This is a genomic window from Mesorhizobium sp. CNPSo 4684 (assembly GCF_057784315.1).
This window is the reverse complement of record NZ_JBWLUX010000011.1, coordinates 13,787-33,817: the sequence shown is the minus strand read 5'-3', so window position 1 is coordinate 33,817 and position 20,031 is coordinate 13,787. Positions and strand designations below refer to the sequence as shown.

At 63.3% G+C, this 20,031-nt stretch carries 19 protein-coding genes, 1 pseudogene and 1 riboswitch; of the genes and pseudogenes, 10 read left to right on the top strand and 10 right to left on the bottom strand.

All coding sequences use genetic code 11. The annotated features are described in order from the left end of the window. Positions 1-83: 83 nt before the first annotated feature. The 3 genes and pseudogenes from AC04SG_RS11905 to xylA form a co-directional block, all read right to left on the bottom strand. Positions 84-176 (bottom strand): annotated as a pseudogene (locus tag AC04SG_RS11905) (hypothetical protein); the annotation flags it as partial. Between the two features lie 73 nt (positions 177-249). Continuing rightward, positions 250-1,008: an SDR family NAD(P)-dependent oxidoreductase gene (locus tag AC04SG_RS11900; RefSeq protein WP_488551174.1), complete on the bottom strand. Its 759-nt coding sequence runs from the start codon at positions 1,006-1,008 to the stop codon at positions 250-252. A gap of 139 nt (positions 1,009-1,147) precedes the next feature. Beyond that, a complete protein-coding gene (gene xylA / locus AC04SG_RS11895) occupies positions 1,148-2,473 on the bottom strand; it encodes a xylose isomerase (protein ID WP_192249359.1) in 1,326 nt (441 codons plus the stop codon). 113 nt (positions 2,474-2,586) lie between these two features. On the opposite strand from xylA, the gene AC04SG_RS11890 reads away from it, so the two are divergent. Beyond that, on the top strand, positions 2,587-2,949 hold the full coding sequence (locus AC04SG_RS11890; RefSeq protein ID WP_488551173.1) for a nuclear transport factor 2 family protein: 363 nt from the start codon (positions 2,587-2,589) through the stop codon (positions 2,947-2,949). 197 nt (positions 2,950-3,146) lie between these two features. On the opposite strand, the gene xylB is transcribed toward AC04SG_RS11890, so the two are convergent. From xylB to AC04SG_RS11875, 3 genes are all read right to left on the bottom strand, one after another. Further along, entirely contained in the window at positions 3,147-4,601 is a 1,455-nt protein-coding gene (gene xylB, locus AC04SG_RS11885; RefSeq protein WP_488551172.1) for a xylulokinase, read from the bottom strand. 81 nt (positions 4,602-4,682) lie between these two features. Continuing rightward, positions 4,683-6,005 (bottom strand): tetratricopeptide repeat protein, encoded by a 1,323-nt coding sequence (locus AC04SG_RS11880; RefSeq protein WP_488551171.1) that lies wholly within the window; start codon positions 6,003-6,005, stop codon positions 4,683-4,685. A gap of 25 nt (positions 6,006-6,030) precedes the next feature. Next, the gene (locus tag AC04SG_RS11875) at positions 6,031-6,654 is read right to left on the bottom strand and encodes a LysE family translocator (RefSeq protein WP_192249347.1); all 624 of its coding nucleotides are present in this window, start codon (positions 6,652-6,654) and stop codon (positions 6,031-6,033) included. Positions 6,655-6,881: 227 nt separating this feature from the next. Here AC04SG_RS11875 and AC04SG_RS11870 point away from each other — a divergent pair, with 227 nt between their 5' ends. The 6 genes from AC04SG_RS11870 (at position 6,882) to AC04SG_RS11845 (ending at position 12,899) form a co-directional block, all read left to right on the top strand. Continuing rightward, positions 6,882-7,649, top strand: coding sequence for a L,D-transpeptidase (locus AC04SG_RS11870; protein ID WP_488551170.1), 768 nt, complete (start codon positions 6,882-6,884; stop codon positions 7,647-7,649). Between the two features lie 99 nt (positions 7,650-7,748). After that, positions 7,749-8,915 (top strand): diphosphate--fructose-6-phosphate 1-phosphotransferase, encoded by a 1,167-nt coding sequence (locus AC04SG_RS11865; RefSeq protein ID WP_488551169.1) that lies wholly within the window; start codon positions 7,749-7,751, stop codon positions 8,913-8,915. Then, a complete protein-coding gene (locus AC04SG_RS11860) occupies positions 8,915-9,664 on the top strand; it encodes an MBL fold metallo-hydrolase (RefSeq protein ID WP_488551168.1) in 750 nt (249 codons plus the stop codon). The genes AC04SG_RS11865 and AC04SG_RS11860 overlap by 1 nt, the downstream gene beginning before the upstream one ends. A 226-nt stretch (positions 9,665-9,890) precedes the next feature. Further along, positions 9,891-11,417 carry a DegQ family serine endoprotease gene (locus tag AC04SG_RS11855; RefSeq protein WP_488551167.1) on the top strand — a complete coding sequence of 509 codons (1,527 nt, stop codon included), beginning with the start codon at positions 9,891-9,893 and terminating at the stop codon, positions 11,415-11,417. Positions 11,418-11,544: 127 nt separating this feature from the next. Continuing rightward, positions 11,545-12,156: a molybdopterin-dependent oxidoreductase gene (locus tag AC04SG_RS11850; protein ID WP_488551166.1), complete on the top strand. Its 612-nt coding sequence runs from the start codon at positions 11,545-11,547 to the stop codon at positions 12,154-12,156. Continuing rightward, entirely contained in the window at positions 12,153-12,899 is a 747-nt protein-coding gene (locus AC04SG_RS11845) for an FAD-binding oxidoreductase (RefSeq protein WP_488551165.1), read from the top strand. The genes AC04SG_RS11850 and AC04SG_RS11845 overlap by 4 nt, the downstream gene beginning before the upstream one ends. Positions 12,900-12,913: 14 nt before the next feature. Here AC04SG_RS11845 and AC04SG_RS11840 read toward each other — a convergent pair whose 3' ends face one another. Then, entirely contained in the window at positions 12,914-14,014 is a 1,101-nt protein-coding gene (locus AC04SG_RS11840) for an FAD-binding oxidoreductase (RefSeq protein ID WP_488551277.1), read from the bottom strand. A gap of 78 nt (positions 14,015-14,092) precedes the next feature. Beyond that, positions 14,093-15,340, bottom strand: coding sequence for an aromatic ring-hydroxylating oxygenase subunit alpha (locus tag AC04SG_RS11835; RefSeq protein ID WP_488551164.1), 1,248 nt, complete (start codon positions 15,338-15,340; stop codon positions 14,093-14,095). Between the two features lie 117 nt (positions 15,341-15,457). After that, positions 15,458-15,660, bottom strand: a riboswitch (cobalamin riboswitch). A gap of 500 nt (positions 15,661-16,160) precedes the next feature. Between AC04SG_RS11835 and AC04SG_RS11830 the strand changes: the two genes are divergently transcribed. The 3 genes from AC04SG_RS11830 to AC04SG_RS11820 all read left to right on the top strand — a co-directional run bounded on the left by AC04SG_RS11830 (position 16,161) and on the right by AC04SG_RS11820 (position 17,011). Beyond that, positions 16,161-16,364: a DUF680 domain-containing protein gene (locus AC04SG_RS11830; RefSeq protein WP_192249327.1), complete on the top strand. Its 204-nt coding sequence runs from the start codon at positions 16,161-16,163 to the stop codon at positions 16,362-16,364. 80 nt (positions 16,365-16,444) lie between these two features. After that, positions 16,445-16,648 carry a DUF680 domain-containing protein gene (locus AC04SG_RS11825; protein ID WP_477338578.1) on the top strand — a complete coding sequence of 68 codons (204 nt, stop codon included), beginning with the start codon at positions 16,445-16,447 and terminating at the stop codon, positions 16,646-16,648. Between the two features lie 123 nt (positions 16,649-16,771). Continuing rightward, complete coding sequence (locus AC04SG_RS11820) at positions 16,772-17,011, top strand: DUF680 domain-containing protein (protein ID WP_488551163.1); 240 nt, start codon at positions 16,772-16,774, stop codon at positions 17,009-17,011. A gap of 176 nt (positions 17,012-17,187) precedes the next feature. Here the strand turns inward: AC04SG_RS11820 and AC04SG_RS11815 are convergent, their stop codons facing one another. Together AC04SG_RS11815 and bglA are read right to left on the bottom strand one after the other, a co-directional pair. Beyond that, positions 17,188-18,300, bottom strand: coding sequence for an ABC transporter ATP-binding protein (locus tag AC04SG_RS11815; RefSeq protein ID WP_436257745.1), 1,113 nt, complete (start codon positions 18,298-18,300; stop codon positions 17,188-17,190). Positions 18,301-18,365: 65 nt separating this feature from the next. Beyond that, on the bottom strand, positions 18,366-20,027 hold the full coding sequence (bglA, locus tag AC04SG_RS11810; protein WP_488551162.1) for a beta-galactosidase BglA: 1,662 nt from the start codon (positions 20,025-20,027) through the stop codon (positions 18,366-18,368). Positions 20,028-20,031: the final 4 nt, after the last annotated feature.

Here is a 20,031-nt window from a genome sequence, read left to right as displayed (position 1 = left end):
GATAGGGTCGTGCGCAAACCTCATTCCGGGGCGGCCGGGATGCCATCCAGCCGCCCTTGAGCACGACGAATCGGCTTTCGTCCTCAGACGTAGCGGTTGACGATGTTTTCCAGCAGTTCCTGGCGGCCGGACTTTGGCTGCGGTTCGATCTTCTTCATGAAGGCGCGCTCGGCAAATGCGTTGGCGATGCTATTTCCAATGCTTTCCGTAACCCGCGACCGATCGTGAACGAGACCGGTCGTTTCGGATTCAGCCCTTGCGCTCCTGAAGGCTGTTGCCGCCGTCGACCACCAGCAGGGCGCCGTTGACGTAGCTGGCACCTTCCGATGCCAGGAACACCACCGCTGCGGCAACCTCGTCCGGTCGCCCGGCCCGCGCCGGTGGCGTGTGCAGGGCAGCTTGCCGCTCCATTGCGCTCGACGAACCCGTTTCGATCCAGCCGGGGGCCACGGCATTGACTGTTACGCCGCGTTTCGCCACTTCGAGCGCCAGCGTGCGCGTCAGGCCGACCATGCCGGCCTTGGCGGCGGAATAGGCTGATGTGCCTTCAAAAGACACCAGCGGCCCGGTAACCGACGCCACATTGACGATGCGCCCATAGCCCGCCTCTACCATCGCCGGCAAAAACGCGCGGGTGACCAGGAATACGGTCTTCAGGCTGACGTCGATCCCTTGGTCCCAGTCGGCCTCGGTCATGGCGAGAAACGCCTTATCGGCCGAGGGCGATGCCAGCGAGCCCATGCCGGCATTGTTGACCAGGATGTCGACAGCGCCGACATCAGCCCGTAGCCGCGCGACTTCGGCTGCGATGGTGAGATCCGCGACCGCGGCTTTGGCATTTATGCCTTCGGCGCAAAGCTCGGCGGCGCGATCGAGTACACGCGCGCTGGCACCGTTCAGGAAAACGGCATGACCGGCAAGGCCGAGCTGTCGCGCAATGGCAATGCCGATGCCGTCAGCAGCACCCGCCCCGGTGATCAGCGCACGTTTGGTGGTAGAAGAAGGCATGGTCAAATCAGACTCCGCTGGGTGCGCCGTCGCGATCTTACCACGCACTTTGGCGAGCGTGCTGCGGGCTGACTGGCAGAGGTCAGCCGCCGCGGCTTTTCGGCCACGCGCGGCTTATGTCAGCCCAAGGTACCAGGTCTCAGACGTAGCGGTTGACGATGTTTTCCAGCAGTTCCTGGCGGCCGGAGCGTGGCTGCGGCTCGATCTTCTTCTTCACGACGCGCTCTGCAATGTCTTCCAGCGTGCGCTTGCCCGACAGCATCGCCTTGGCCTCTGCCGTGTTCCAGCCGGCATAGCGTTCGGCGAGCGGACCCGACAGCGCCTTGTCCTCGACCATCTTCGCGGCTGCCTTCAGACCGCGTGCGCACGAATCCATGCCGCCAATATGGCCGATCAGCAGGTCCTGCGGATCGAGCGACTGGCGACGCAGCTTGGCGTCGAAATTGGTGCCGCCGGTCTTGAAGCCCCCGGCCTGCAGGACCTGATAATAGGCCAGCGCCATCTCCGGCACATTGTTGGGGAACTGGTCGGTGTCCCAGCCCGACTGATAGTCGTTGCGGTTCATGTCGATCGAACCGAAGACGCCCAGCGCATTGGCCAGCGCCAGTTCGTGCTCGAAGGAATGGCCGGCGAGGATGGCGTGGCCCTGCTCGATGTTGAGTTTTACTTCCTTCTCCAGGCCGAAGCGCTTGAGGAAGCCATAGACGGTGGCGACGTCATAGTCGTACTGGTGCTTGGTCGGCTCCTGCGGCTTCGGCTCGATCAGGATCGTGCCCTTGAAGCCGATCTTGTGCTTGTAGTCGACGACCAGGCTGAGGAAGCGTCCGGCCTGCTCCTGCTCGCGGGCAAGGTCGGTGTTGAGCAGCGTCTCATAGCCCTCTCGCCCGCCCCACAGCACATAGTTTTCGCCCTTAAGCCGCTTGGTGACGTCGATGCAGCTCTTCACCGTCGCCGCCGCATAGGCAAAGACATCCGGATCTGGATTGGTGGCGGCGCCCGACATGAAGCGGCGGTTGGAGAACAGGTTCGCCGTGCCCCAGAGCAGCTTGACGCCGGTCTTCTTCATCTTGGCCGCAAAATAGTCGGCGATCTCGTCAAGCCGCGCGGCACTTTCGGAGAAATCCTTGCCTTCCGGGCGTACATCCGCGTCGTGGAAGCAGAAATACGGCGCGCCAAGCAGCGAGAACATCTCGAAGGCGACGTCTGCCTTCAGCTTGGCCAGTTCCATCGTGTCTATGCCGCCCGCCTTGGGGAACCAGGGACGGTCGAAGGTCTGGCCGCCGAAGGGATCGCCGCCCGGCCAGGCGAAGGAATGCCAGTAGGCGACGGCGAAGCGCAGATGGTCTTCCAGCCGCTTGCCGGCGACGACCTCATCCGGGTTGTAGAAGCGGTAGGCCAGCGGATTGGTCGAATCCGGCCCCTCATACTTGATTGCTTTGATGTCGCCGAAAAATCCGCTGCTCATGATTTCTGTCCTCTCTCGAATAGTTCGCGCTGATTACCTCAGGCGTAATTGGTTTCGTTCTGCCAAGGGGTGAAAAGGCTGGTGTCAAAGCCACTCAACGAAGGAGACAGACCATGACCGACCTCAACACGATCGCTCAAAACTACATCACCGCCTGGAACGAGGCCGATGCGGATCGCCGCGCCGAACTGCTCAAGGCTACCTTCACCGAAGATGTCAGCTACCGCGATCCGCTGATGCAGGGCGACGGCCATGCGGGTGTGGCCGCACTCATCGATGGCGTGCAGCAGCGTTTTGCCGGCTTCCGGTTTTCGCTGAAGGGCACACCGGACGGGTTTGGCGACACGATCCGCTTCTCGTGGAATCTTGGGCCGGAGGGTGTGCCGTCTGTTATCGAAGGTACTGATATCGGTGTCATCGAGAATGGGCGGCTGAAGAATGTCACCGGGTTTCTCGACAAGGTTCCGGCGCAGTGACCTGTTCGGCCTAACGTGGGCGCGAGGCACCCCCCTCTGCCCTGCCGGGCATCTCCCCCGCAAGGGGGGAGATTGGCTAGCATTCCCGCCTTCGCCAATCACCCACCTTGCAAGACTGGCATAGCCGCCCAAGCTGCTGATCTCCCCCCTTGCGGGGGAGATGCCCGGCAGGGCAGAGGGGGGTGCCTCGCGCCTAGTCACGCGGTCACAGCCTTGATCGCTGGATACAGCGCCCGATAGCGCTGATAGGCATCTGCGTACGCCCCACTAAGCCCAGCATCCGGTTCGATCGTGGCATCCGTCTTCGGCGCCGTGCATACCGCCAGCGGATCCGACCCCGTCGCCGCGATCAGCCCGAGTCGCGCCGCGCCGAAGGCAGCGCCGAAATCGCCGTCTGCCGGAATATCCACCGGAACCTGCAGCGCCGTAGCGACCGCTTTCAGCCAGTAGCGCGAGCGCGAGCCGCCGCCGATCGCCGTCACCCTGGTCAAGATCGTGCCGGCTGTCTTCAAGGCTTCGAGACTGTCCCGGAAGGCAAAGGCAACGCCTTCAAGCACCGCTTGCGTCAGCACCGCACGGCTCGATTCATGCGCCAGGCCGGTGAAAGACCCGCGAATGGCGGAATCATTGTAGGGCGTGCGCTCACCCGAGAGGTAAGGCAGGAACGATACACCGCTCGGCGCCTTCAGCGCCTCGCCGAGTTCGGCGGTCAATTCGCCGGCCTTCTTCCCCGATACCTCCGACAGCCAGTTCAGCGAATCCGTCGCCGACAGGATGACGCCCATCTGGTGCCAGGTGTTGGGCAGCGCGTGACAGAAAGTGTGGACCGCACTGGCCGGGTTCGGCAGGTAGGAGGCATTGGCAGCAAACAGCACGCCGGACGTGCCCAGCGAAACGAAGGCATGGCCGGCGCCGACCGTGCCCATGCCGCAGGCCGAAGCCGCATTGTCGCCGGCGCCACCGGCAATCGGGATGCCAGCCTGGACGCCCCATTTGGAGGCGAGATCGGCGCGCAAGGCGCCAGCCTTTTCAGTGCCTTCGACCAGCGATGGCATCTGCTTCTCGTCGAGCGAGGTGGCGGCAAGCAGTTCCGGCGACCAGCGCCGCTTGCCGACATCGAGCCATGAGGTGCCGGCCGAGTCGGACATTTCCGACATATGCTCGCCGGTCAGCCAGAATCGCAGGAAATCCTTGGGCAGCAGCACCTTCGCCACCTTGGCGAAGACAGCCGGCTCGTTATTCTTCACCCAGGCGAGTTTTGGCGCGGTGAAGCCGGGGAAGACGATGTTGCCGGTCAGCTTGCGGAAGCGCGGGTCGGCATCGAGCGTGGCCGCCTCGGCATGGCTGCGCGTATCGTTCCACAATATGCAGGGGCGCAGCACCTGATCGCCGGCGTCGAGCAAGGTTGCGCCGTGCATGTGGCCGGAGAGGCCGATGCCTTTGACGGCGGCAAGCTCTTTCGGATGCGCTGATTTCAGCTCGGCAATAGCGGTCTCGCAGGCTCGGACCCAGTCGGCCGGATTCTGCTCGGACCAGCCGGGATGTGGCCGCGATACGTCAAGTGAAGCATGGCCGGAGCCGATGACGGTTTGCCCGGCATCGATCAACAGCGCCTTGACGCCCGACGTACCGAGATCGAGGCCGAGATACATGCATTCCTCCACTGCCATTAATTTTTTCGGGCCTCGAAAAAATCTGGCTTGGCCAGTTTTTAAAACAAGATCCGCTGCGGGTCAATTCTCTGACAAATTGGCGGCCCGTCGAGAAAACAGCGCCGACAGCGGTCTGTCCGGCCGAGCCAGCTGACGCTCAGCCGCCAGCGCCCGTGCCAATGCTGTGTCGCCGGCGCGCAACGCCGCCTCGATCAGCGTCAGGTCGATCACGTCGCGCTGGGCATGGCTGCCGCCGAAGCGATGAGCAATCGAGCGAATCGGCCGGATCAGGCGCACCGCCTCGGCGTAATTGCCCTCGCCAAAAGCCTTGATGGCCAATGTCAACGGATGGCCGACATCCCTGGTGAAGGCAGCGTTGTCGTCGCTGCCGCGCATCGCCTCGCGCTGTGCCTCAAGCAAGGTCTTGGCTGGCGTCTCGAGCCCGGCGCCGACGAAGGCCATCATGGCATGGGCGTCGTTGAAGGCGTAATTGCCGGCACCGACCTTGGGCCAGTTGGCGGCGAGCGCTATCCAGCGGTCGCCGACATCGACGCCGCCGAGATAAAGCCGCCACAGGATTGCCGAGGCATCGACCATATTGAGCGCCATCGTCGATGGCGTGCCGTAGATCGGCCCGTCATACAGGGCCAACACCTCTTCGGTCTCGCCGAGATCGTAGTGGAACAGCGCCAGGTGCCACCAGTTGTGCACCTGCAGGAAACTCTCTTTCGTCCACGCCTCGGGATTGGCGCGCATCCAGGCGATGCCGTCCCTTTGCCGGCTTTGCATTTCCATGACATGGGCGACAGCATGCTGCGCCCAGCCGTCGCGCGGCTCGATATCGACAGCCTGCCGGCCTAGCCTCTCGGCCCGCGCATAATCGCCCATTTCCTCCAGTCCAAAGGCCTGCATGCCGAGAATGGCATGATAGCCCGGCATATTCTCTTGCCAGGACGGCAGGGCGCGGCCGATGCGATCGCGCAGCATGCGGGCGTTGCCCGTGAAGAAGTCGATCTGGTGTCCGGTCTGCAGCGCCACCGCGTCGAGCGGGAAGTCGATGGCGATATCTTCAAGCAAGCGCGAGGCCTCGTGCCAGCGGCCGGCGGCGAGATGGCCTAGGGCAGCGACATGCGCCCGCTCGCGCGCGGTCGCGGCAAGCGGCAGCGCCGTTTCGTGGCATGCCTTGGCCAGCGCAGTTGCCTCGCGCTCGGTGGCGAGGCCGAACAGATAGCCTTTGAACACATGCGCCATGACGAAGCCCGGGTCGGCCGCAATGGCACGATCGACGGAAGCGACGGGGTCGCCGATAAAGCATTGCAATTCACGGACAGCCTGACTGTAGGGCAAAAACCCCGTCTCGGTCGCGCCCGAAAATGTCAGGCCGAATGTATCCTTCACTGCCATGCCGGCCCTTGATACTCCGCGAATCCTAGTTACCTGAACGCATCGCCACGGTAGCTATCCCCGCGCCGACCAGCAGCGTGCCGCCGGTGCGGTTGAAGATGCGGATCGCTTTGGGATTGCGCACGACGTTGCGGGCGCGCGCCGCAATCAGCGCGTAGCCGAAGGCATTGGCGAAGGCGAGCGCCAGGAAGGTGGTCTCGAAGATCAGCATCTGCGGCCAGAATTCGGCCTCGCGGTTGAGGAACTGCGGCAGGAACGCAACGAAGAAGGTGATGCTTTTCGGGTTGAGCGCAGTGACCAGCCAGGCATGCGCCATCATCTTGGCCGCCGACGCGGCGTCGGTGCGCGGTTCGGCTTTCAGCGCGCCGCCGGCGCGAAACAGTTTTATGCCGAGATAGATCAGATAGCAGGCGCCGATCAGCTTCAGGATGGTGAACACAGTCGCCGATGCGGCCAGCAGGGCGCCGATGCCGAGCATCGACAATGTCATAGCGGTGAAGTCGCCCAGTGCCACGCCGACCGCCATCGGCAAGGCGGTGCGCCAGCCCTGGCCCAGCGCATAGGACACGACCAGGAGAATGGTCGGGCCGGGAATGATCAGCAGGACGGTGGAGGCGGCGGCGAAGGCGGCCCAGTTTTCGAACGACATCTTTGTCTCCTTGAGCGCAAAGAAAAGGATAAATCCTCGGGTGCGCGGGAATGTAAAGAGCCATCTCAAAAAATGCGCGGCGTGCCGTTTCGCGCGGCGACATAGGCATACAGGGTATAGGGTTAAGGCAAGCCTGAAGACCTTCACCCTTTTTCAACCATGTTTGGCGAAACTGCGTGCTATCCGGCCGGATCGTGTTTCCCGCCGTCAGCGTAGGGTTTGGGTGCATGCGTGAGTTGCCGCAGAATCTGACGCCGCCTGCAAATGGCGACGCAATCGAAACCGAACATCTTTATTCCCGCCGCTTCGTCCTGTCAGGGGCCGGCGCCATGGCGCTGCTCGGCATGGCCGGCTGCAGCACCGCGACGCTCGAACTGCCGCAGCTGCAGCTGGACGACACGGTCACCGGCTCGGTGCGGCCGATCCGCCCCGCAATCAGTGTCGACAAGAACATCACCGGCCCAGACGTTATGTACGCCGCACTCACCGACGGCGGCTTCGAAGTGCCGGCGGTGCCCTATCAGAAGGTCAAGCCGGAGTTCCGCCGGCAGATTGTCGTCAACGAGACCGGCGAGGCGCCCGGCACCATTGTCGTCCATCTGCAGGAGCGCAAGCTCTACCTCGTACAGGAGGGCGGCGACGCCATCCGCTACGGCGTCGGCATCGGCAAGGACGGCTTCCGCTGGTCCGGCCGCGCCAACATTCAGTACGGCAAGGAATGGCCTACCTGGACGCCGCCGCCGGAGATGATCCAGCGCAAGCCGGAACTGGTGAAGTGGCAAAATGGCCAGCCCGGTGGCCTCACCAATCCGCTCGGTGCGCGTGCCCTCTACATCTACCAGGATGGCAAGGACACCGGCTATCGCATCCACGGCTCGCCCGAATGGGCGAGCATTGGCCAGGCGATGTCGTCGGGCTGCGTCCGCCTGATCAACCAGGACATCATCGACCTCTACAGCCGCGTTTCCAAGAAGAACCCGGTCGTCGTCGTCTGATCCTTCTGCGGCGGTTTGGCGCCACTCGAAACTCTCGTTGCGCGATGCGGCAAGCTAGGCCAAGGTGCCTGAAAACCATCGCGCCGGGAGACATCAAGCATGGCTGGAACGTTTGTCATCGCACAGGGCGGCGGCCCGACTGCCGTCATCAACCAGACGGTCGTCGGCGCCACGCTGGAAATCCGCAAGCGCCATCCCGGCGCCAAGGTGCTGGGCTCCATCCATGGCGTGCGCGGCATTCGTGACGGCAATTATGTCGACCTGTCGGCTATCCCCGAGGATCGGCTGCGGCTGATCGCCGGAACGCCGAGCGCCGCCCTCGGCTCGACGCGCGACAAGCCGGATGCCGCCTATTGCGAGGTCATCCTCAGTGGCCTGAAGAAGGCGGGCGCCGACGCCTTCATCTACATCGGCGGCAACGACACGTCGGGCACCCAGCAGATCCTGACCGACGCCGCCGGCGGCAGCATCGCTTTCGTGCATGCGCCAAAAACCATCGACAACGATCTCGAGGAGAACGACCACACGCCGGGCTTCATCTCGGCGGCCGAATTCGTTGCCGGCGCCTTCCTGTCCGTCGATCTCGATTTCCGCGCGCTGCCCGGCATCTATGTCGGCATCGTCATGGGCCGGCATGCCGGCTTCCTCACCGCCGCAGCCGCCGCCTGGCAGCTCGATCCCGACAGTGGCCCGCATCTCGTCTACGTGCCGGAACGGCCATTCTCGGCCGCCGGCTTTATTGACGACGTGCGCGCCTCGCTCGACCGCCACAAGCGCTGCATCGTCGCCGTCTCCGAAGGCGTCAGCACGGCCGACGGCAAGGCGCTGGTCGAGAGCCTGGTGCCGCCGGATAAGCTCGAGCGCGACGCCCATGGCAACGTCAAGCTGTCGGGCAGCGACCTGCCGGCCGCCCTCGAGCGGGCTCTCGCCGAAGGCCTGCCGGGCAAGCGTGCCCGCGTCGATGCGCTCGGCTACATGCCGCGCGGCTATATCGGGGCGATCAGCGCCGTCGACGCGCAGGAGGCCTTCGACGCCGGCGCCTTCGCGGTTGCCGTTGCCGGGGAAGGCGGCGGCTCGGTGGCGCTGCAGTATGACGGCACGAAGACCGTGCTGAAGAAGGTGCCGCTCAAAAACGTCGCCGGCAAGACGCGCCATATGCCAGACGATTTCATGAAGCCCGACGTCAACCAGCTGTCGGAAGCCGGCATGGCCTATTTGAAGCGGCTGGTGCCGGAAAAATACAAGGTCGGAAAGCCCTTCGTCTGATGGGCGACCGTTTTGGCGGCCAGCGTGTCGTCGGTGACTGGTTCGGCAAGACCGTCGTCGACGCCGGCACAACGATGCTGACCGAACCGTTCGTGCATGATTTCGTGCGCGCGAACATCTGGCATTTTAGGGGACGCGATGCCGACCTGCTGGTCGACACCGGCATGGGCATCTGCCCACTGGCGCCTGAGATCGATACGCCGCAGGGCAAGCCGCTCATCGCTGTGGCCACCCACATCCATCTCGACCATGTCGGCTCGCTGCACGAGTTTCCGCTGCGGGCCGGGCCGCGGCACAGCGCCGAGCATTTCGAGACCATGAACGAGCAGGTGACCTACGCCTACATGTTCACCAATCTCGACGGTGCCGTGTCGAAATTGCCGGGGCCAGGCTGGACGGCGGCCGACTACAAGATCCCGCCGGCGCCGTTGACGCGCACACTGGACGAAGGCGACATCGTCGACCTCGGTGACCGGCAGTTCCGCGTGCTGCATTTGCCCGGCCATTCTCCGGATTCGATCGCGCTCTTCGACGAGGCGGACGGCCTGTTCTTTGCCGGCGACGCCATCTACGATTCCATGCTGATCGACGACCTGCCGGACTCCTCCAAACCCGACTATCGCCGCACCATGCAGCGGCTCATCGAGCTGCCTGTCCGCCTCGGTCATGGCGGCCATGGGCCGAGCTTCGACGGCAATCGAATGCGCGAGATCGCTACCGCTTATCTCAGACGCACAGAAGGGCGTTGAGGGTGGCTTGCCCGCCGTCTAACGAAAATGTGAGTGGAAATTAAATCTTCGTAAGGTGGCGCAAAAACCCTAAATCGGGCCGATCCCTACCCTAGATGCAGGGCTGTCGATCCGGCCGGCTGCCATGCCAGGCGAGACGGGCAACCGCGACCGCCGACACGCCGATGGCCGATTCTCTCCCGGAACGGCCACGGCGCCGGATCATCTCTCGCCCGGACAAACGACCATGTCAGACATAATTCGCAGACATCGCGTCGCAGCCTTGCTGGGCGCTGCGCTGATCGTCGGTCCCTTCGTCGCGTCTTTCGCCCAAAGTGCTGGCTCCACAGTTGCCACCACCCAGACCCCTGTCGCCGGGATAACGGCCCCCAACGGCTCCTTCGCCCCAATCGTGGCCGTCGATAAACCTGCGGTGGTGACGGTCACCACCGTCATGAAGGCGCAGCCGCAAGACATGAGCGAGGAACAATCTTTCGGCGGCAATTCGCCCTTCGACGACTATTTCCGCCAGTTCTTCGGCGACCAGGGCATCCCGATGCCGAAGACGCCGCCACAGCAGGCGCAGCGTGCCGAGGCGCTGGGTTCCGGCTTCATCGTCGACGCCGACGGCACCATCGTCACCAACAACCACGTCATTGACGGCGCCACTTCGATCAAGGTGACGCTCGACGACGGCACCGAACTTCCCGCCAAGCTGGTCGGCCACGACGCCAAGAACGATCTTGCCGTGCTCAAGATCAAGGCCGACAAGCCGCTGCCGACGGTCAAATGGGGCGATTCCGACAAGCTCATGCCGGGCGATCAGGTGCTCGCCATCGGCAATCCGTTCGGCATCGGCACCACGGTCACCGCCGGCATCGTTTCGGCGCGCGGCCGCGACCTCAATAGCGGGCCGTTCGACGATTTCATCCAGATCGACGCCCCGATCAACCACGGCAATTCCGGGGGCCCGCTGGTCGATGTCGCCGGCAATGTCGTCGGCATCAACACGGCGATCTATTCGCCCAATGGCGGCAGTGTCGGCGTCGGCTTCGCCATTCCATCTGACCAGGCGCAAAAAGTTGTCGCCAAGCTGATGAAGGGTGGCAACATCCAGTACGGCTATCTCGGGGTCCAGATCCAGCCGGTGACGCCGGATGTAGCCGGTGCGGTCGGCCTCGACCATCCCGGCGGCGCGCTGGTCTCCGAGGTCACCGAGGGATCGCCGGCGGCAAAGGCCGGCATCAAGACCGGCGACGTCATCACCAGCTTCGCCGGAGAGCCGATCAAGGATCCCAAGGACCTGTCGCGGGCAGTCGCCGATGTCGCGCCCGGCGCGAAGGAAACGCTCGACGTCTGGCGCGGCGGCAAGACGGTACAAATATCAGCCGATGTCGGCCGCAACAGCGACGATGTGAAGACCGCGTCGACCGAGGGAGACAATCAAAAGCCCTCGGCCGGCCAGGCGCTTCGCGTACCCTCGCTGGGCCTGGGCCTGACCGACCTTACGCCTGATATCCGCGAGGAGCTAAACCTGGCGTCCAACCAACGCGGCGCCGTGGTCGAGCGCGTCAATCCGGACAAGGCGGCCGCCAATGCCGGCCTGCAGCCGGGCGATGTCATTGTCGCCGTCGACCAGTCTCCGGTGCGCAACGCACGACAGGCCAACCAGGCGATCGCCGAGGCGGGCAAGTCGGGCCGCAAGTCGGTGCTGCTTCTGGTCGACCGCGGTGATGCGCAGATCTTCGTCGCCGTACCCTTCGCCGCCGGCTAAGGCATGATGCGGCAGGCTCGCCGGCACCGCCGGTAGGCCTGCCGCCCCGCGCCGCCAAAATTCCTGTTGCCCGTGGCGGCATCTTCGAGAACACTGCAGCTGCATCCCAGCAGACGGACAGGTCCCGATGGTCACTCGCGGTTTTTCTTCCGGTCGAAAGCCTCCAACGGAAACCGACACGCGCATCCCGCCCGGGCAATATCTGGAACAGGGTTTTCCGGTCCTGTCCGCCGGGCCAACGCCGCGCGTGCGCACCGAGGATTGGTCGTTCACGCTCAAGCACGGCCCGCGCCCGATCAAGAAATGGAACTGGGCCGAGTTCAACGCGCTGCCCTTGACCAAGATGACGCGCGACATCCATTGCGTCACCGCCTGGACCAAGTTCGATACGGCCTGGCAAGGCGTGCTGGTCGACGACATTCTTGCCGATGCCGGCATAGAAGCGCCGACCGGCTTCCTGCTGGCGCATGGGTATGACGGCTACACCACGAACGTGCCGGCCAAGGATCTCACCACCGGCAAGGCGATGGTGGCGCTGCTTTATGAAGGCAAGCCGATCCCGGCCGACCATGGCGGGCCGGCGCGGCTTTTGGTGCCGCATCTCTATTTCTGGAAGTCGGCCAAATGGCTGAACGGTCTGCAGTTCACCGAACGCGACGAGCCGGGCTTCTGGGAATTGCGCGGCTATCACATCTATGGCGATCCGTGGCGTGAGCAGCGCTATAGCGGCGATCCATGAGCGAGGCATCGGCGCCGCTATCGCCCTGGCAGACAGCCAGGATCACCCGCATCGAAAAGCGCACGCCGCGCGTCACCAGTTTCTTCTTCGCGTTGTCGCGACCTTTCGCCTATCGCGCCGGGCAGCATGTCGACGTCCGGCTGACGGCGCCTGACGGCTATCAGGCGCGCCGTTCCTATTCCATCGCCTCGGCGCCGGAGAGCGGCGCCGCGATCGAGCTGGCGATCGAAAAACTCGACGACGGCGAGGTTTCGCCCTTTTTCCACGAGGTGGCGGCGGTCGGCGACGAGATCGAGCTGCGCGGACCGCTTGGCGGCCATTTTGTCTGGTCCGACAGCGATGGCGGGCCGCTGCTTCTGGTCGGCGGCGGCTCCGGCGTGGTGCCGCTGATGGCGATGGTGCGTCACCGGACCTTGCGCAAATCGGCGGTGCCGGTCGCGCTGATGTTTTCGGTGCGGGTCTGGGACGAGGTGATCTTCCGCGACGAGCTGATCAGCCTCGACGACCGCCGCGACGGTTTCGACCTGGTGCTGACGCTGACGCGCGAGGCCGCACAGCGTCCGTCCGACTATTCAAGGCGCATCGACACGGCAATGGTCATGCAGGCGCAGGCGCGGCTGCCGCAACCGCCGGCGCTCGCCTTCGTCTGCGGCGCGAACGCCTTCGTGTCGGCGGCCGCCCAGGCGCTGATCGACGCCGGCATATCAGCGGACATCATTCGCACCGAGCGCTATGGCATCTGAGCGGGCGGCGCCGCTCAGGCCTCGATTTCGAGCGCCGACAGCGGTTTCGAGCAGCAGGCAAGAATGAAGCCGTCATCAATCTCGTGGTCGAGGATGCCACCATTGTGGCTCATCTCGACGGTTCCCGCGACCTTCTTCACCTTGCAGGTACCGCACAGGCCGAATTCACAGGCAGCGGGAATCCGCACGCCCGAGGCGCGCGCCGTCTGCAGCACGGTCTGGCCGGCGACGCAATCGGCGTCGACCTCCGAAAGCGAGAAGCGGATCGGCGTCACGGCTTCGACAGGAGCAGTGATGCCTTCTTCAGCGGGAGACGCAAACGGCGCCGGGATTTCCTCCACCGCGGGCGCGGCAAAGCTCTCCTGATGATATTTCATCATGTCGAAGCCGGCGGCATCCAGCATGCCGCGCACGGCGCGCATGAAGGGATCGGGACCGCAGCAAAAGATCTCGCGCTCGCGGAAATCAGGCGCCAGCAAGGGCAGCCGGATCGCGTCGATGCGGCCCATATGGCCGTACCAGCCTTCACGGCTCGAGCGCTCCTCGATCATGAAGCCGAGCGACAGGCCGGGCATATGACCGCCGAGCAGTTCGAGTTCCTTGCGGAAGATGATCTCTTCCGCACGACGCGCGCAATTGACGAAGCCGACATCGGTCCACGGCGCGCAGTCGTTCAGCCAGCGCAGCATCGACATCATCGGCGTCACGCCGGAGCCGGCCGAGATGAACAGATATTTGGCCGCCGGGTGGCTGTGCAACGAGAAGTCGCCGGCCGGTCCATAGGCCTTGACGTGCGAGCCGGGCGTCAGATGGTCGAACATCCATCGCGTGCCGATGCTGCCCGGTTGCGCCTTGACCGTCACCGCGATCGAGAACGGCCGCGACGGCGACGACGACAGCGTGTAGGTGCGCATCAGCGGCCCGTCCGGTGTCGGCAGCTCCAGCGTCACGAACTGACCCGGCTTGTAGCGGAACCAGGTCTGGTTGTCGGAGCGGAAGGTGAAGGTCTTGACGTCAGGCGCCTCGTCGCTGACGCCGATCACCTCCAGCACCTGCAGCCTGTCATTCCACGGCGCCATCTGGTCGAGATGGCGATAGAGCCCAAGATCCGTCATCGCATTCATCCCTCTGTCCTTTTTGCTCTGCTCATGTCGTTATCCCAAAACCGCAATACACTTTTGGGCGACATGAACTCACGCGACGCTGCGCAGCGCCGGCCGGCCGCCTTCGGCAAGGCGCGGACCGATGAAGGCTGCGTACCATTCGACGAACTGGATCACGCCGCCCTCATGCAGCTCCGAATAGGGGCCCGGCTCATAGGCCGGAGACAGGATGCCGAAGGCGTTCTCCTCGACGATGCGACGGTCCTGGTCGTTGGTCTCGGTCCAGACATGCGTGAGTTCGTCGATGGTGTAGTCGACGCCCTCGACCGCATCCTTGTGCACCAGCCACTTGGTCGTCACCGCGGTCTCCGTGGCGCTGATCGGCAGCACCCGGAAGGTCACTGCATGGTCGATGAGGATGTGGTTCCAGGTCGTCGGATAGTGGTAGTGCATCAAGGTGCCGATGCGGTCGGCGGCAACAGTGTCGGAGAGGTTCTTCGTCACCGCGCGCTTTCCCGTCATCGTATAGCTCACGGCATCGCTCAGCAGCGGCGCGCGGGTTGCACGGTACTGTCCGGCCGGATCGATGCGGAACTTGCTCGGCAGGCCCGCCGCTTCGCATTTCGCCCAATGCGCCAGCATCTCCGGATCGCTGTCGGCCCCCTGCACGCCGGTTACCGTCGGCGCTTCCGGGAAGGTCTTGCAGAGTTCGGGATGGTTGCCGGCGCAGTGGTAGCACTCGCGGTTGTTTTCCCAGACCAGCTTCCAGTTGCCCTTCTCGACGATGGTCGATTCGAAAGCGATCTTGGCTTCGCTCAGCCGGTGCGGCTTGAGGTAGGGCTCGATCATGGCCCGCATCGGCGCGAAGTCCGCGGGTTCTTTCGCCAGGCAGATGAAGATGTACCCGGCCACGCTTTCGCAGGCGACCGGCTTTAGGCCGAACTGGCTCTTGTCGAAACCCTCGGCCATCTGGCGGGCGAACAGCAGTCGGCCGTCGAGCTCGTAGGTCCACTGGTGATAGGGGCAGACGAGCTTTGCCGCCGTGCCTTTCTCGGTGTTGCAGACGCGGCTGCCGCGATGGCGGCAGGAATTGTGAAAGGCGTTGATGTTGCCCTTCTGGTCGCGGACGAGCACCACCGGATAGTCGCCGATCTGCACGGTGATATAACTGCCGGGCTTCGGCAGTTCGCAATCATGGCCGACGAACAGCCAGTCGCGATACCAGATCAGCTCCATGTCGAGCTTGAAATAGTCCGGGTCGGTGTAGAAGGGTTGCTCGAGCGAAAAGCCTTGCTTGCGGCCGTTCAAGAGCCTCAGCATGTCGTTGCGCGCATCCATAGTTCTGTCCTCGTGGTTTAAGGACTGAACTTGGTGGTGATGGAGGAAGGATCGGCCGCAGGCCGGCGCGACGCCGGGCATGCGCTATCCACCTCTTGACCGCCCACCGCGATCAGTCGAGTTCAAGCATCTCGGGCTGGTTTCCGGGCTCTGGAGTTGTCCTTGCGGACGATCGCGACACCTTCCCAGGCTTCTCGCCCAGTGGTCTCCCGTTGCGACTTGAACTCCACCACCGTTGCGGGGGCAGCGCCGGATTCTGACCGGCTTCCCAATTCTCCGCTCCGTCGTCACGAAGCGGCACCTGAGATGGGATCATCTAATCACGGCAGCGATCGCGACATCGGCATGAAAGCGACATCGTCTCCATGCGGCGCGACACGCGCGACAACGCGGCGGCAGACGATCGTGGGGCTGACGGTGTTGTTTTCGGGGCGGATCGCGGCCCTCGCAAATCACCTCGAATCAGCCTGCCGACCAAGGGAAAACACGTCAACGGTATCGAAAAGTGACTATTAGCAGTTTCTAAAATCGAACCGAACGGTTCGTTTCTGTTGACAATGCGTGCAGGACGGTGTGAACGCTGACGCCCGGACACACTCGGTGAGCCAGACGGCATGGTCACATAAGCCTTTGTATTATTTACATAAAGTGAGATGGTAGGCATGCTTATCAAAATTACAAGAGGTGAAATCATGGCCCAGCCGGAACAACTTCGTGATTGGAAACCAGCCTATGGCTTTCCCACATCGGGGCTGTCCGAACGACGCGAATTGCTCCCACCACACGCCGCTAGACGGACAGCAAAACTGGAGTACTAAAAATGAAAAAGATCATCCTTACTGCCGCCGCCGTTTTGGCCATCACCGGCAGCGCCTTCGCTGGTAGCGACAATTACGGTTCCAATGGTGCGAACCAGCCCGCTGCCGCGGCTGACAGCTCGTATACGGCTTCCATTCAGAAGTCGGCGCCCGCTGACAAGCAGCCCGTCGTTCAGGGCAGCGACCGCAACCTCTTCGGCCGTTAACAGCTGATCCCGATCCAAACAGAAGCGTGGCGGCCTGTCCGCCGCTCTCGGGATCTCGAAGAAATTCAGGAGTATTTAAGATGAAAAAGATCATCGTTGCTGCCGCCGCCGTTCTGGCCGTTTCCGGCAGCGCTTTCGCCGCCAGTGACAACTATGGTTCGAACGGCGCCAACCAGCCTGCGGTTACGTCGACCGATAGTGGCCACACGGCTTCGGTTGCGAAGTCGGATCCGGCTGCTCAGGCTCCCGCACAGGGCGCCGACCGTAACCTCTTCGGTCGCTAACAAACGATCGGGATCTGACCTCAGAGTTTTTCGAACAACGATCCCAGTCGAACATCGAACAAGCTGCAGAGCGGCGTCATCACCAGCCGCTCTGCCACATGATGAAAATTCAGGAGACTTGACATGAAGAAGATCGCTCTTGCTGCCGCTGCGCTTTTGGTTGCCGCCGGCAGTGCTTATGCCCGCAACGACAATGTCGGCTCTAGCGCCGTCGACAACCAGGCGACCGTCAACGTCGACAACACCCGGACGTCGTCGGTGCCCAACACCGGTTCGCCGGTCTACAAGTTGTTGAACTCGTCGGGCGACGTACAGAAGTCCGCCCCGCACGGCAGCGACCGGAACCTCTTCGGTAATCGCTAGAACGTTTCACCGTTTCACAGAAACGGCGAACCGCTCTATCTGTTTGTTTTTCGCAATTCCCGGACGGAAAACCGCTCACACTTTTCCTGGAATTGCTCTAACAGGCGAAGTTTGAAAAAAGAGCGGCGGGCTTGGCCCGCCGCTCTTTTTTTTCATGCCGGTACGACGCGCCGATCTCAGGCCGCCTTCACTTCCACCGGCTTGAGCGAGAAGGAATGCCCGTCGGCGTCGAAGATGTGCAGGTCGCCGGCATCCGCAGTCAGCCGCAGCTTCGCCCCGCGCTTGACCTCGACATTGCCGGGCAGCTTGGTCACCAGCGGCAGGTCGGCGCGGCCGATGTCGACATAGACCAGCTGGACCTCGCCGAGCTGCTCGACATAGTCCACCACGCCTTCGAAAAGATACTCCGTGCCGGTGGCGACCGACAGATCTTCCGGCCGCACGCCGAAGCTGACCGCCGCGCCCTTGGCCGACGCCGGCGTCGCAATCGGCACCGTCGCCTTGCGGCCGCCGACATGGCTGACGATGGTCGGGTCGCCGGTCTTGTCGATTGTCGCCGGCAAGATATTCATGGCCGGCGAGCCGATGAACTGGGCGACGAACAGATTGCCGGGCTTCTTGTAGAGGTCCATCGGCGTGCCGACCTGCTCGATATGGCCGTCCTTCAGCACCACGATGCGGTCGGCCAGCGTCATCGCCTCGACCTGGTCGTGGGTGACGTAGATCATCGTTGTAGCCGGCATCGATTCCTTCAGCTTGGCGATCTCGATGCGGGTGGCGACGCGCAGTGCCGCGTCGAGGTTCGACAGCGGCTCGTCGAACAGAAACACTTTCGGGTTGCGCACGATGGCGCGGCCGATGGCGACGCGCTGGCGCTGGCCGCCCGACATCGCCTTGGGCAGACGGTCGAGATATTTGGTCAGTTGCAGGATCTCGGCTGCCTGCCGTACCCGTTTGTCGATCTCGGCCTTGCTTTCCTTGCCGATCTTCATCGAGAAGGCCATGTTGTCGTAGACGGTCATGTGCGGATAGAGCGCATAGGACTGGAACACCATGGCGATGCCGCGCTTCGAAGGCGGCACATCGTTGACCACCTCGCCGGCGATCTTCAGCTCGCCGGAGGTGATCTCCTCAAGCCCCGCGATGGACCTCAGCAAGGTCGACTTGCCGCAGCCCGACGGGCCGACAAAGACGATGAACTCACCCGACTTTATGTCGAGGTCGATGCCATGGAGAATGTGCAGATTGCCGTATGATTTCTTCACTTGTCTCAGCGTGACATCGGCCATGATTTCCTCCCAGTGATTTCCCTACAGAACCCAGATTTCCTCAAGAAATTCCGTTTCGTCAAAACTCAGTCGACGCGCCCGAACCAGGCGCCGTATCCGCCGAGGCGGATCGAACCTGTGCCGGATTGTCCCGAAAAACCGTGCCCGGCCAAGGGCTGCAGCGCCTGGCCGAGATCGACCTCGGCCGGACTGCTGCCCAAATTGAAGACGCAGACGATCTGCTCATTGCCCTCGCGGCGGGTGAAGGCGACGGTGTCGCCCTCGCTTTCAATGAACTCGATGTCGCCTTTGGCCAGCGCCGGATGCTGACGGCGGAAGCCGAGAAAGCGCCGGTAGTGCTCGAGCAGCGAAGCGGCGTCGCCCTGCTGCACGTTGACCGCCTGCGACAAATGCTTGCCCGGTACCGGCAGCCAGGGCTTGGCCGTCGAGAAGCCGGCATTGCTGGCGGTTGCATCCCACGCCATCGGCGTGCGGCAGCCGTCGCGGCCCTTGAATTCGGGCCAGAAGCGGATGCCATAGGGGTCCTGCAGATCCTCGAACTTAAGCTCGGCTTCGCCCAGCCCAAGCTCCTCGCCCTGATAGAGGCAGACCGAACCGCGCAGCGACATCAGCAGCGCCGAGATCACCTTGAGATAGGCCGCCGGATCGGCCTCATCGGCGGCCCAGCGCGAAGCCGGACGCATCACGTCATGGTTGGAGAAGGCCCAGCATGACCAGCCGTCGCTGGCAACCTTGCCGAAGGCTTCCAGCACCTGACGCACCTTGGCGGCGCTGATCTTTTCCGGCGCCAGGAAGTCGAAGGAATAGCACATATGGACGCGCTTGCCGCCGGCCGTGTAGGCGGCCACCACTTCCAGCCCACGCTGCGAATCGCCGACTTCGCCGACGGCGGCGGTCGCCGGATATTCGTCGAGCAGCGCCCGGAACCGTTCGAGGAAGGCAAGGTTCTCCGGCCGGCTCTTGTCGTAGAGATGGTCCTGGTAGTTGTACGGATTGACGGCGGGTGCGGTCTGGTCGTTGCGCTCTTCCGGCGGCAGCGGCGGGTTGTTCTCCAGCCCCTGGCTGTGGAAGTAGAAATTGATGGTGTCGAGGCGAAAGCCGTCGACGCCGCGCTCCAGCCAGAAGCGGGTGACGTCGAGCAGCGCGTCCTGGACTTCCAGATTGTGGAAGTTGAGGTCCGGCTGCTCGGACAGGAAATTATGCAGATAATACTGCTGGCGGCTGGTGTCCCACTGCCAGGCCGAGCCGCCGAAGATCGACAGCCAGTTGTTGGGCGGCGTGCCGTCCGCCCGGGCGTCGGCCCAGACATACCAGTCGGCCTTCGGGTTAGCCCGATTGGCGCGGCTTTCCTTGAACCATGGATGGATGTCGGCCGTGTGCGACAGCACTTCGTCGATCATCACCTTGAGACCGAGGTGATGGGCTTCCGCCACCAGCGCGTCGAAATCGGCGAGCGTGCCGAACATCGGATCGACGTCGCAATAGTCCGAGACGTCGTAGCCGAAATCCTTCATCGGCGACTTGAAGAAGGGCGAAATCCAGATGGCATCGACACCCAGCGAGGCGATGTAGGGCAACCTGCGGATGATGCCCTTGAGGTCGCCTATGCCGTCGCCATCGGAGTCCTGGTAGGAGCGCGGATAGATCTGGTAGATCACCGCGCCCCGCCACCAGTCGCGATCGACGGCGAGATCGGGTTTCGAGGTCGCCTTCAAAGCGGATTGCATCAGT

What these genes read in the sequence shown, in the direction of transcription:
- AC04SG_RS11835 (WP_488551164.1), bottom strand. Translation starts at nt 15,340, where the DNA reads ATGGATGCGCGCAACGACATGCTGAGGCTCTTGAACGGCCGCAAGCAA.
- AC04SG_RS11875 (WP_192249347.1), bottom strand. Translation starts at nt 6,654, where the DNA reads ATGTCGTTCGAAAACTGGGCCGCCTTCGCCGCCGCCTCCACCGTCCTG.
- AC04SG_RS11815 (WP_436257745.1), bottom strand. Translation starts at nt 18,300, where the DNA reads ATGGCCGATGTCACGCTGAGACAAGTGAAGAAATCATACGGCAATCTG.
- xylA (WP_192249359.1), bottom strand. Translation starts at nt 2,473, where the DNA reads ATGAGCAGCGGATTTTTCGGCGACATCAAAGCAATCAAGTATGAGGGG.
- AC04SG_RS11855 (WP_488551167.1), top strand. Translation starts at nt 9,891, where the DNA reads ATGTCAGACATAATTCGCAGACATCGCGTCGCAGCCTTGCTGGGCGCT.
- AC04SG_RS11825 (WP_477338578.1), top strand. Translation starts at nt 16,445, where the DNA reads ATGAAAAAGATCATCGTTGCTGCCGCCGCCGTTCTGGCCGTTTCCGGC.
- AC04SG_RS11840 (WP_488551277.1), bottom strand. Translation starts at nt 14,014, where the DNA reads ATGACGGATCTTGGGCTCTATCGCCATCTCGACCAGATGGCGCCGTGG.
- AC04SG_RS11900 (WP_488551174.1), bottom strand. Translation starts at nt 1,008, where the DNA reads ATGCCTTCTTCTACCACCAAACGTGCGCTGATCACCGGGGCGGGTGCT.
- AC04SG_RS11880 (WP_488551171.1), bottom strand. Translation starts at nt 6,005, where the DNA reads ATGGCAGTGAAGGATACATTCGGCCTGACATTTTCGGGCGCGACCGAG.
- xylB (WP_488551172.1), bottom strand. Translation starts at nt 4,601, where the DNA reads ATGTATCTCGGCCTCGATCTCGGTACGTCGGGCGTCAAGGCGCTGTTG.
- AC04SG_RS11845 (WP_488551165.1), top strand. Translation starts at nt 12,153, where the DNA reads ATGAGCGAGGCATCGGCGCCGCTATCGCCCTGGCAGACAGCCAGGATC.
- AC04SG_RS11850 (WP_488551166.1), top strand. Translation starts at nt 11,545, where the DNA reads ATGGTCACTCGCGGTTTTTCTTCCGGTCGAAAGCCTCCAACGGAAACC.
- AC04SG_RS11870 (WP_488551170.1), top strand. Translation starts at nt 6,882, where the DNA reads ATGCGTGAGTTGCCGCAGAATCTGACGCCGCCTGCAAATGGCGACGCA.
- AC04SG_RS11830 (WP_192249327.1), top strand. Translation starts at nt 16,161, where the DNA reads ATGAAAAAGATCATCCTTACTGCCGCCGCCGTTTTGGCCATCACCGGC.
- bglA (WP_488551162.1), bottom strand. Translation starts at nt 20,027, where the DNA reads ATGCAATCCGCTTTGAAGGCGACCTCGAAACCCGATCTCGCCGTCGAT.
- AC04SG_RS11865 (WP_488551169.1), top strand. Translation starts at nt 7,749, where the DNA reads ATGGCTGGAACGTTTGTCATCGCACAGGGCGGCGGCCCGACTGCCGTC.
- AC04SG_RS11820 (WP_488551163.1), top strand. Translation starts at nt 16,772, where the DNA reads ATGAAGAAGATCGCTCTTGCTGCCGCTGCGCTTTTGGTTGCCGCCGGC.
- AC04SG_RS11890 (WP_488551173.1), top strand. Translation starts at nt 2,587, where the DNA reads ATGACCGACCTCAACACGATCGCTCAAAACTACATCACCGCCTGGAAC.
- AC04SG_RS11860 (WP_488551168.1), top strand. Translation starts at nt 8,915, where the DNA reads ATGGGCGACCGTTTTGGCGGCCAGCGTGTCGTCGGTGACTGGTTCGGC.